The 11,484-nt window shown below is 38.4% G+C and carries 12 protein-coding genes; 8 read left to right on the top strand and 4 right to left on the bottom strand.

Annotated elements, in window-relative coordinates; genetic code table 11:
* Window positions 1-2: 2 nt before the first annotated feature.
* Window positions 3-1,190: an ABC transporter permease gene (locus AZE41_RS23630; RefSeq protein ID WP_067206699.1), complete on the top strand. Its 1,188-nt coding sequence runs from the start codon at window positions 3-5 to the stop codon at window positions 1,188-1,190.
* Window positions 1,191-1,510: 320 nt separating this feature from the next.
* Here AZE41_RS23630 and AZE41_RS05775 read toward each other — a convergent pair whose 3' ends face one another.
* Window positions 1,511-2,896, bottom strand: a complete 1,386-nt coding sequence (locus AZE41_RS05775; RefSeq protein ID WP_067206697.1) for a leucyl aminopeptidase family protein — start codon at window positions 2,894-2,896, stop codon at window positions 1,511-1,513.
* Between the two features lie 331 nt (window positions 2,897-3,227).
* On the opposite strand from AZE41_RS05775, the gene AZE41_RS05770 reads away from it, so the two are divergent.
* From AZE41_RS05770 to AZE41_RS05760, 3 genes are all read left to right on the top strand, one after another.
* Window positions 3,228-3,854 carry a LysE family transporter gene (locus AZE41_RS05770; protein ID WP_067206695.1) on the top strand — a complete coding sequence of 209 codons (627 nt, stop codon included), beginning with the start codon at window positions 3,228-3,230 and terminating at the stop codon, window positions 3,852-3,854.
* A gap of 151 nt (window positions 3,855-4,005) precedes the next feature.
* Entirely contained in the window at window positions 4,006-5,238 is a 1,233-nt protein-coding gene (locus AZE41_RS05765; protein WP_067206693.1) for an MFS transporter, read from the top strand.
* 125 nt (window positions 5,239-5,363) lie between these two features.
* The gene (locus tag AZE41_RS05760; RefSeq protein WP_067206692.1) at window positions 5,364-5,990 is read left to right on the top strand and encodes a LysE family transporter; all 627 of its coding nucleotides are present in this window, start codon (window positions 5,364-5,366) and stop codon (window positions 5,988-5,990) included.
* On the opposite strand, the gene AZE41_RS05755 is transcribed toward AZE41_RS05760, so the two are convergent.
* Window positions 5,975-7,327, bottom strand: a complete 1,353-nt coding sequence (locus AZE41_RS05755; protein ID WP_067206690.1) for an amino acid permease — start codon at window positions 7,325-7,327, stop codon at window positions 5,975-5,977. The two genes, AZE41_RS05760 and AZE41_RS05755, sit on opposite strands and share 16 nt — an antisense overlap.
* Window positions 7,328-7,804: 477 nt before the next feature.
* Here AZE41_RS05755 and AZE41_RS05750 point away from each other — a divergent pair, with 477 nt between their 5' ends.
* Window positions 7,805-8,479 (top strand): DNA alkylation repair protein, encoded by a 675-nt coding sequence (locus tag AZE41_RS05750; RefSeq protein ID WP_067206688.1) that lies wholly within the window; start codon window positions 7,805-7,807, stop codon window positions 8,477-8,479.
* Window positions 8,480-8,606: 127 nt separating this feature from the next.
* Here AZE41_RS05750 and AZE41_RS05745 read toward each other — a convergent pair whose 3' ends face one another.
* Window positions 8,607-8,792, bottom strand: a complete 186-nt coding sequence (locus tag AZE41_RS05745; protein WP_067206687.1) for a hypothetical protein — start codon at window positions 8,790-8,792, stop codon at window positions 8,607-8,609.
* Window positions 8,793-9,141: 349 nt separating this feature from the next.
* On the opposite strand from AZE41_RS05745, the gene AZE41_RS05740 reads away from it, so the two are divergent.
* From AZE41_RS05740 to AZE41_RS22580, 3 genes are all read left to right on the top strand, one after another.
* Complete coding sequence (locus AZE41_RS05740) at window positions 9,142-9,465, top strand: PadR family transcriptional regulator (protein ID WP_067206684.1); 324 nt, start codon at window positions 9,142-9,144, stop codon at window positions 9,463-9,465.
* Entirely contained in the window at window positions 9,458-10,486 is a 1,029-nt protein-coding gene (locus AZE41_RS05735) for a DUF4097 family beta strand repeat-containing protein (RefSeq protein ID WP_067206681.1), read from the top strand. Before AZE41_RS05740 ends, AZE41_RS05735 begins: the two co-directional genes overlap by 8 nt.
* Before the next feature lie 104 nt (window positions 10,487-10,590).
* On the top strand, window positions 10,591-10,767 hold the full coding sequence (locus tag AZE41_RS22580; RefSeq protein WP_156475972.1) for a hypothetical protein: 177 nt from the start codon (window positions 10,591-10,593) through the stop codon (window positions 10,765-10,767).
* A gap of 125 nt (window positions 10,768-10,892) precedes the next feature.
* On the opposite strand, the gene AZE41_RS05730 is transcribed toward AZE41_RS22580, so the two are convergent.
* A complete protein-coding gene (locus tag AZE41_RS05730) occupies window positions 10,893-11,396 on the bottom strand; it encodes a DinB family protein (RefSeq protein WP_067206678.1) in 504 nt (167 codons plus the stop codon).
* Window positions 11,397-11,484 lie beyond the last annotated feature (88 nt).

Raw genomic sequence — 11,484 nt, 5'->3', positions numbered from 1 at the left:
TAATGGAAATTAATTCAATATGGGATAAAAGATTGAAGGAATTTTATGTTGAAATCGTAAAATACATTTCACTTATTGCAATGGGTGTATTTTATTCTTTTATCATTTTTGGTAGTATTTTTCTTTATTACTACGTGAAATTTCTTCAATGGTTACCTCCCTTTCTTCCAACCGAAATGATAGCGTCATTAGTAATTACGTTTACTTTTTTGATGACGAACATTCGGACATTTGTCAAAAAAGCTGATGTCATCTTTTTAATGCCAGCAGAGACAGTGTTATCCTCATATTTTAAAAAATCGATGTTTTATAGCACTTTTATGGATGTAATCAAACTACTAATCATGTTAATAATTATTAGTCCTCTTGTAAAACAGACTGAAATTATTTCGATTACAGTCCTTATTACTTTTTCAGGCTTAATCCTCTTGAATATTCGCCTGACTTGGATTGAACAATGGATGACTACTAAACTTCATAAGTTAATTCACAAAGTCATTCGATTTCTAACATTTTATACTATTATTTATTTGATGTTTACGGGTCTGTGGGTAATTGCAGGTACTTTACTAATTATCAATTCCTTCATTTGGTTCTATGTATTTAATAAGAAAGGAACGGGGCTTAATTGGGACTATTTAATAAGCCAAGAAGAGAAGTCCCTATTAAAGATTTACAAATTTATTAATCTATATATTGATGTCCCCCATCTTCAGCATTCGTTTAAACGCAGGAGGTTCTTGGGTTGGCTAATAAAGAACGTAATAACTTATAAGCAATCTTCTTCTTACACATACTTATTTTCACACTTGTTTATTAGGTATAATGAATTTTATTATTTGTATGCAAGATTAACCTTAATAGGGATTAGCATTCATTTTTTCTTTCCTGCTAATGGCTGGATTATAGCTTTTCCACTGTTATTTTTATCTGGGTACCAGTTACTTCCTTTACAATACTCGATAAATAACAGTTCCCGTATTTATCCCGTATCAATTAAGGCCCTTAAGCAGTCTTTTCAAAAACTACTAATGAACCTATTAATCGTGCAGCTACTTTTTTTCAACTTGGCTTCGTTTAGTCCTAATCCTCTTATAAAAGTGGTTGTAATAATTTTCTCGGAGTTGTTAGTTATATATTGGTTTGTTTACTTTTTTGCATCAAAACGAATTATGAGACAACCTGAATAACTATTTACTTCTAAATTACAGCAGTTACTTCACAAGTATAAGTACAGTAAATCGCACTGAAAAATACAAGAGCCTTTTGGGAGGTGCATATGCTGAATTCACTAATGTACACGTCACTTGCAATAAAAACAAATTTCACTAAATCCTAATTTTTTTATATTGATTAGTTTCCAGCCTTTCATTCTACCAGGAATAATAGGTAGAAATAGAGGTAATATGTAGATGTTAGTTGTATGAGTACCTATATAATTTGAGCACTACACGGTCAATTTCACAAATAACAAGAAAGTACCCAGCAAGATAACTGAGTACTTTCTTTTTTAGTTTGAAACATATGTTGTAAAGTCAGCCAACAGGCGTGCACCGTAGCCTGTCGCGGATTTTGCATAGTATCCTGAAGCACTGTTTTTACTCATCATGCCCGCCATATCGACATGTAACCATTTACTTTCTTTCGGTACAAAACGACGAAGGAATAAGCCTGCCGTGATGGATCCTGCCCCGCCTAATGAACTGATGTTGTTCATGTCCGCATAATCACTTTCTAAAGACTTATCATACGCTTCGACTAATGGCATCGGCCAGATGAAATCACCGTTTTGATCGCCGATTTTTTTCATTTGGGCAGAAAGTTCTTCATCTCCGAAAACGCCACCGATTTCAGTGCCGAGTGCATTGACGATTGCGCCTGTGAGAGTTGCGATATCGACGATGTAGTCCGCTTTCCATTCGCCTGCACGAATAAGTGCATCTGCTAAAATGAGGCGTCCTTCTGCATCGGTATTGCCGACTTGCACCGTCAATCCATTTTTGTATGTAATAACTTCTCCTGGTAAAACTGATGTGTTGTCAGGCATGTTTTCCACAATTGGAATAAGTGCCACGACATTCACTTTCGCGTTCGATTTCGCAAGCAATGTGAGTGCACCAGAAACAGCAGCTGCTCCCCCCATATCTATGCGCATATCACTTAGGTCTTTGCCGCCCTTCAAGCTGATGCCACCTGTATCGAATGTCACGCCTTTACCGACGAGTGCCACAAGCGGTTTCGATGCGTCACCTTTGTAAACTAGTTCAACGAATGAAGGCTTGTAGATACTGCCACGCGCGACTGTCAGGACGCCGTTCATCTTCATTTCCTTAAGCTTTTCTTTATCGAACACATTCACTTCAACGCCAGTACCTTCAAAGTTGTTCTTCAATACTTCCGGGAATGTTTCTGGATTTAAGACGTTTGACAGTTCATTCATCAAGTCGCGTGAGAATGCAGTTGCTGCCGCACGAATCTTCCCTGCTTCAACGAATGGCTTCGCTTCGTCTCCAACTACATGAAGCTTAGTTTGGAATGCTGTGACATCCGATTTATATGTAACAAACTGGTACGCTCCTAGTTCCCATCCTTCTGTAAATGCTGTCAGCACAGATCCTTTATCCAACTTTGTATAGGCATCCGAAAGAACTTGCGCTTCTACAATTGCTGTTTCGGCTTTTTGAGCGCTTACATCTCGAGCAATATTCCCTGCTGTTGCGCGAACTTTCTCTAGTGTCATATCTTTTTCTTTACACTCTTTTACCACAATATAATGTGTTTCTCCGATTAATATAGAACTATGCCCCGCCTTTTGATTGGCTACGAATTGTTTGATCGCAGCATTTCCCGAAACAATTGGATTGTTTGCGAAAATAACTTTTACTTCATTAGACATATGATTTCCCCCTGGTAAATTATTTCGGCTTCTAAAATAGTTTATCACAAGTTATCCAACTTCAACGAATTATCTTTTTTCGGAAATCACGAGGCAAAGTGTTGTTTACTAAATCGAGATTTATCTTTGCTTCTTACCAAATCCACTATATAAAGGCAGTCTTTAATCAGATGAACGGAGCCATCGCAACTTAATATTATGTTAATAAAAACGCTTCTAAAGCAGAGAATACAACCTCAAACATTCCATTTGAATTCCCCCCTTTAAATAGTCCTATAAGTCATCGCCTTTGAATAAAATGAAATGACGTCATATTAGTGGAGGGCTATTCATGAATTCAATATTCACCTATATCTTTTTAGGCATATCAATGGCTGCACCAATTGGACCGGTTAAGTCCGTCTTATTAAATACGGGTATTAAAAATGGTTTTTTTCATGCCTGGTTTTTTAGTCTTGGTGCTTTGACAACCGACATCATGTATATGTTCATAGTGTATTTTGGCGTTGGTCAATTTATTGATTCGCCTTTAATGAGAATAATTCTTTGGTCTTTTGGCTGTTTTGTACTGTTGTATACGGGTATAGAAAATTTACTATCGCTACATAAAATTGAGATGAATTTGAAATCCGGTAAAAGAGTCCGACTTAGAAAATCAATACTATCTGGATTCTTCATGTCATTGTTGAATCCACTGACCATCCTTTTTTGGCTAGGGATATATGGTTCCATACTCGCGAATACGGCTGGAGTCTCTACAGGATATCAAATTATTATTAATAGTATCGCCATTTTGGTTGGCATTATTTTAGTAGATTTTATTATGTCCTTTTTATCGAGTGGAGCTCGTAAATTATTATCCACCAAGCTTTTGAAAATCGTCTCCCTTATTTCATCCATAATTATGATTGGTTTCGGAATCTACTTCGGCATGCAGGCTTTTCAAGCGTTATTTTAATACGCCCTCACAAGGTTTGGTGATTATTCCCCCCCCTTTTCACATAGTACTGTTTAGTAAAAGACTATACAAAAACATTTAACGCATAAAATGAACACACAAGGAGACCATACCTGTATTAGTCAAAAACACGATTAGTCGAGGTGTGGTAATGGGAAAAAGTACGGTACAAGTAAGTATATGGTGCACTGTAAGTATGGCTTCAATCCCTCTTATCATGACACTAGGGAATTCCATGCTTATTCCAGTGCTCCCGATACTGGAAGAAAAGGTCGGAATCACATCTTTTCAGTCGAGCATGATCATTACAAGCTATTCAGTCGCGGCTATTTTTCTAATACCAGTAGCCGGCTATTTATCAGACCGTTTTGGTAGGAAAATGGTTATATTACCGAGTTTAATCTTCGCTTTAATCGGGGGTCTGATTGCCGGGTTTGCTTCATGGAAAATGGAGGACCCATACACAATGATTATCGTTGGTAGAATCCTACAGGGAATAGGGGCGGCTGGAGCCATGCCAATTATTTTGCCACTTGTGGGTGACCTTTATCAAGATGATGATGAAAAAATGAGTTCTTGTTTAGGAATTATTGAAACGTCGAACACGTTTGGAAAAGTATTAAGTCCCATCTTAGGTTCAGTATTTGCCGCTATTTTGTGGTTCCTGCCGTTCTTCTCTATTTCAGCGCTTAGTTTAATTTCTTTTGCACTTATTTTTTTCTTTGTTAAAGTCCCCAAAGAAAAAGATGATCCTGTGAAGTTTAAGCAGTTTTTAAGTAACACAAAAAAAGTATTCAAGGTGGAAGGAAAATGGTTGTATACCGTATTCCTTAATGGGGTCCTGGTTATGCTGATATTATTCAGTATGTTATTTTTCCTATCAGAAAACCTTGAAAAAGTTCATGATATAAAGGGCATAAAAAAAGGGTTTGTTTTGGCCATACCGCTTCTGTTACTTTGTATTGCTTCGTTTATTTCCGGTCGAAAAATTAAAGGGGATCTAAAGACGATAAAAAAAGTAATGATTATGTGCTTGATCGCAATGTCCGTCAGCGTCATATTCGTGGGGTTTACAAGTAAAAAACTGATCCTTCTGTTAGTGGTAACGAGTATAGTTGGAATAGCTATTGGTGCATTATTGCCTGCACTCGACGCTATTATTACAGAAAACATAAAAAAAGAGTTAAGGGGCACGGTTTCCTCTTTTTATAGCTCAGCGAGATTTATCGGTGTTGCAGCTGGTCCCCCTATTATGTCACTTGCTATGAAAAACTTTCTCAATGTCAGCTATATTACTGCAGGTGTTTTGGGATTCATCCTATTGTTCATTGTCTTTAAGTTCATCAAAGTCGAGGAAATTGAAAAAACGAATAAAACAGCGTAAAAAAAGGACCTAGCAGCGGTTGTTGCTAAGTCCTTTTTTTAAGTAGAATTTCTCCTTTAGATAGTTGTACAGGTCACTCCCTTCGAATAAGATGCATAGACATCATTTTAAGGGAGGACTTTTTCATGAATTCAATAGTTGCCTATATCTTTTTAGGTGTATCCTTGGCTGCTCCAATCGGCCCTGTTAACGCGGCGCAGCTAGACACGGGAATTAAAAACGGATTTTTTCATGCCTGGATTTTTGGTATTGGAGCTTTAACAGCTGATGTCTTGTATATGATTATGGTATATTTCGGGATTGGACAAATTATTGAGTTTCCTCTTGTAAAAATAATTCTTTGGTCGTTTGGTTGTTTTGTTCTTACATATACGGGTATAGAGAGTTTACTTTCGCTACATAAAATTGAGTTAGCTTTGAGATTTGGTAAAAAAACTCGTCTTAGACGTTCCTTATTATCAGGTTTTTTCATGTCACTTTTGAATCCGCTTACTATTCTTTTTTGGCTGGGGATCTATGGTTCAGTTCTTGCGGAAACAGCCAAAAACTTTTCAGGGAATCAAATCATTATCAATAGCATAGCCATCATAGTCGGTATTATTTTATGGGATACTATAATGGCTACTATATCCAGTGGTGCACGCAGATTTTTATCCACCAATCTTTTGAAGCTCATTTCCATTTTTTCGTCCCTAGCCATGATCGGATTTGGGATTTACTTTGGTATTCAAGCCTATCACGCACTATTTTGAGCTTCTTCTTTCTTCCATCTTTTCCGCAACGATATGACTACAATCCCGATTACCGCAAGAAAAACTAAACTGATAAAAAAGCCTGGTCGACTTGTTTTATGAAAGAGTGTTCCGCTAACGGCGGCAACGACCAGAATCATTCCAATCACTCTTTTTACTTTATCCGCAGTAGTCGGCTCAATTAATCTGTGATACATGACTAAAATGAAAAGCCAATTATAAAGCAGCATTAGTGCCGCAGCAGTGGTTATATATTCGTACACTTTTTCAGGCAATAATAAAGAGGTAACTATAGAAAGTACAAGCCCAGTTGATGTTAAAGCGATAGCAGGTAACGGCATTTTGAATTTCTTTTTCGTTTGTTTACTGAATATTTTAGGAGCATCTCCATCTTCAGATATTGTCAGAAGTATCGTGGTAACCGAAAACAGGGATGCAGACATCGTTGAAAACCCGGCAATAATAATTGCAGCTGTAAACACATGCGGGAAAAACTCGATATTACTAACACCTGATAAAGCCTCAACAAAAGGGCTTTTGTTCTCTCTGAACTTATCATATGGCATCAGTAATAGCGCTAACGAAAGTGCGGTAACATAAATTATTCCAAGCAACCCTAACATGACCTTACCCGATTTGGGAGCGTCCTCCTTATTTTTAAGATGGATAGCCATTACGCCCATTACTTCAATTCCTCCATGAGCGTAAAAGGCAAATAAAAGAGCGCTCCAAAACCCGATTAATCCGTTTGGAAAGAATTCATTTACTGTTTCTGGAATCCCAGCCTTTTGGTCGCCCTCAAGCGTCCCTGTCAGCGCTAAAATGGCAATCACAATAAACATAAAAATAGCGGCGATTTTCATTACAGCGTATACGCTTTCTAATTTTCCAAACGCTTTTGCTCCAATAAAAAGAACAATGAGCCCGCAAACGGCATAGATCGATGCAAATATCCATAACTTAACATTAGGAAACCAAAATCTAGACAAGATTGAAATCGCCGTAAGCTGACTGCCAATGATTAATATTTCCGAACACCAGTAAACCCAACCACTACTAAAACCGGCCCAACGTCCATATGCTTTTTTGGCATAGGTACGGAATGACCCTTTCTGCGGATCCTTTGCAGACATTTTCGCTAGTGCTTCAAACACGATATACGTTGCACTTGCAGCCATTATAAAGGCTAGAATGACCGATGGACCTGTCATTTTGATTGCAATACTTGATGCCAGGAAAAAACCTGTACCTATAATGCAACCTACTCCAATTAGGGATAATTGCCACCAAGCAAGATTCGCTGCCTCGTCCTTGCCACCTGACGTTTTCTTCCCCATTTCTACACCTCCACATAAAGATAGCCTTCCACATAAAAGTGGATTTATGTGCTAATGAAACGATGAAAAAACTTCTATTAAGGCAATAAATTCAACTTATTATAATTATTTTTTCCTTAATTTAACACATGATAGCATCACTACTGAAACAGCCCCGTGATGCAAATGTTACTCGCTTCACAGTGCTGTTCTCTATATTGAGAACTTTGTTGTTTCATTCCGATTAAATTACTTATTCAAGAAATATTCCTCAATATTATCTATATACTCGGCACTTAACAAATGGAAAGTAAGTGAGTTTTTTGTGATTATTACTAGGAAGCAGTTTCCAATACCGAAACGTCGCTAGATTCATTCATCGTACAAGGAGATTATTACAGTTTCTATTGAATTCTAAATTAATAGTGCCAAGTATATAGCATTAAGTTATTCTTTTTGATACGCTTTTCTTAATCACACCGTCAGGAGGTAATTTCATTGAAAACAGTATGGAATCATCAAGGAATTATTGAACTATTTGAAGCCAATCGCAATGATGAACTAGCTGGACCGATGACGGCCTATCTGAAAAATCATTTCCCTTTCCTCGGCATCAAAAGTCCTCGACGTAAGGAATTATTGAAAGAGCACTTCGCGGAATATGCGTTGCCTGAACCTGAGCGGCTGTTTGAAGAAGTGTGGAAACTTTATGAACTGCCGAAGCGGGAGTACCAATATGCAGCAATTGCGCTGATTGAAAAAATGAAAAAGCATTTAACGACAGATGATTTTCCTGCTTTACTTCAATTAATTGAAACGAAGTCATGGTGGGATAGCGTGGATTCAATTGCGCCTCATTTTGTAGGTCACATTGTAAAACTTGATCGCGATTATGGTGAAAAAATCATGTTGGAGTGGTCTCTTTCGGACAATATGTGGACAAACCGTTCAGCAATTCTTCATCAATTAAAATTCAAACAACAGACAGATACCGAGCTATTATTCCAGATTATCAAACAGCATTCAGATTCTAAGGAGTTTTTCATCCAAAAAGCGATTGGTTGGGCATTGCGAGAATATGCAAAGACGGAGCCAGATCTTGTGAAAGTATTTGTGGAGGATCATCCATTAAAGCCGCTTAGTAAGCGGGAGGCGTTGAAGCATTTTAAGTGACATCGCTCTTGCAAGTGTAAGTAAACCATCAAAACAAGAAAATCTCCCCTTAAGTTGAAGTTATTTCAACTAAAAAAATGCCAAGTATCCACACCATTAAAAACGGTTCGGTTACCTGGCATCTTTTTTATAGATTTTTCTTTTTTACCTCTTCTATATTAGTATCACTATAAATTGCGGTTCCAGTTCCACCCGTTTTGGCAAGTATTTCTTTCACCTCATTATACGTTAGACCAGATTCTGCATTTTGTCGTTTAACCTCCATAATGTCCGTACCCGCTTCTGTAAATTTCTTTTGATTATTATTTTTCATTTGAGAACCTCCAATTATTTTGTATCCTTATAGTTCCCCAATGAAAGATTTTCACGCAGGCTCTTACTGCCAACAATGAAATCATTGTCAAATGCCAGGAATTTCACCGTTACTTGCCTTCCTCTTAAAATTTTCTCAATTCTTCCAATTGAGTCAATTCCGATTTACGCATTAGTTTGGCTAACACTCAAAATTATATTCGGAAATTTTGAGGGTATGAAAAGTACTTGTATAAATGATAAAAACAGTACCTTGCAATGAATAATACTGTGTGATATATTGTTGTTAACAAGTACTTTATATGAGATAGTACTGTCCATTGAACTATAGTGAAAGGAGTGTAATCAAAGTGAATGTACAATTCAAAAAAGGTGTGTTGAATTTATGCGTGCTTGTTCTTCTTGATAAGCAAGATCGCTATGGCTATGAGCTTGTGCAAAAGATTTCCGATCAGATTTCCATTTCCGAAGGTTCTGTTTATCCCCTGCTACGTCGGTTAACGAAAGAAGGTTATTTCACGACCTATTTGCAGGAATCAACGGAAGGTCCTCCCCGTAAGTACTACACATTGACGGATGCTGGCCGAGAATATCTTCATGAACAGTTAAACGAATGGAAAAGCTTCACGGATGGCGTCAATACATTAATCGAGGAGGGTGTAAGGAATGACTGAAAACCAATTTATAGTTGAACTTGAAACTGCATTGAACCAACTGCCTGCTGAGGAACGGAATGAAATTATTCAAGATATCCAAGAATACTTCTCGAATGGCCGTGAGGATGGAAAAACAGAAAACGACATCGCCACCTCCCTAGGCTCTCCTACGAAAATTGCTGAAGAATTACTTGAGTCGTCTTCATTTGTGGAAAGTAAAGCGGAAATCGTGTCAACGAATGAAATCATTACAATCCAAGATAACCTGTTTTTGAATGTCGATATCAACGTCCAGCATGGCGCACTATTTGTCAGTCCATCTGACAGTTCGATGACGACCGTTGAATTGATTGGTTCTAATGAAAAATTGAAACTAACTGCGGAAGTCGTTGGCGATACATTGTTCATCAGGCTTAAAAGTTTACGCCACTGGTTACTCATGTTCAATTTCAATATGAAAGCGGTGACCCTTAACGTGATTATTCCAATGAAGCTGTATCAATCGATTGCGATGAAGACAGATAATGGACGGATTTCTGCTGAGAAAATACTCTGCAAAAAAGTCAGTGTAAATACCGACAATGGAAAAATCCAATTAAAAGAGATTGCTGCCACTTCGTTGACAGCTGAAACTGATAATGGACGAATTGAAATCGATAAGGTGCAGATCGATCATTTACGAGCGAAAACGGATAACGGGCGAATTGAAATGCGTCATGTCGATGCGGACAGCATTGCAGCTGAGTCTGATAATGGTAGAATCGAGCTCGAACATGTCACGGGTTCCATTGTTGGCAGTACTGATAATGGCCGTATTACACTTCAGACGGACAGCCTTGATCGAAATATTGATTTTCAAACTGATAACGGAAGCATTGTTATTCAATCAACTAGCAAGCCAACAAATGTCTCCATTCATACGAAAACGGGCCATGGTAAAGTCGATGTATTTGGCGAACGCAATTCACGGACGGTCATCGGCACTGGTGAACATACGATTCGTTTGAAGTCGGATAATGGACGGATCACGGTCGGGTGACCATGGATATGGATGGTTGGTGATGGTTTATGTTCGATTGGCGAACGGATATGGACTGGAGCAATGGTATATGATCGTTTTGCTTACGGATATGCTCGGGAGCAATGGCATATGATCGTTTTGCTTACGGATTTGCTCGGGAGGTAATGGCATATGATCGTTTTGCTTACGGATTTGCTCGGGAGGTAATGGCATATGATCGTTTTGCTTACGGATTTGCTCGGGAGCAATGGTATATGATCGCTTTGCTTACTGATATGCTCGGGAGTAATGGTATATGATCGTTTTGCTTACGGATATGCTCGGTCTACAACCCTATATGCTCGTTTTCCATGTTAACTAGTTAATCTCAAATAAAAAAAGCTGAGGACACCGATTTCCAGGTGTCCTCAGCTTTTTCATGTCTTTACACGACCGGTGCTTCTCCACCAAATGCTGCCCACTCTTCGCGGGATGGTCCATAGACGCCCGGTACAGGCAAGCCGGCTTGTCTCATGAGTACGGTCATTTGACCGCGGTGATGCGTTTGGTGCGCTGTTAATATACCAAGCACAGTTCCGATCGCCCATTGCTCCCCATACATCTCTTTTAATTCAGCTAACGATTCATCAGTCCACTGTTCTTTGATTGCCGCAACCATTGCTTCATTTGTTGAACGGTAAGCCCCAGCAATTTCAACAGCCGATGTTGGTACAGCTGCATCGTGAGGATTTGCTTCGAAATCAAGGCCTGTCCGTGACATCATCTCGCCAAGCGTTGTAACGATATGCCATGCGATTCGGCCAAGGGTACGGTCTTCGGCTGACACTTCTTGATCAAGAGATTTATCAGTTAATGTGTTTAGGATTTTCTGTGTCGATTCACTTTCATGGCCCCAGTTAATAAGAAACTCTTCGATTGTTTTAAACATATATATCCCTCCAAATTTTTCTTTACTCTATAAACCTTTTCGTCACCTGTCGTAATTTCCCCTTCATTATCATAAAAATAGAGGACAT

The organism is Sporosarcina psychrophila (assembly GCF_001590685.1).
GTDB lineage: Bacteria > Bacillota > Bacilli > Bacillales_A > Planococcaceae > Sporosarcina > Sporosarcina psychrophila.
The sequence above is the reverse complement of the archived record's forward strand: the minus strand, read 5'-3'. Positions and strand labels throughout refer to the sequence as shown.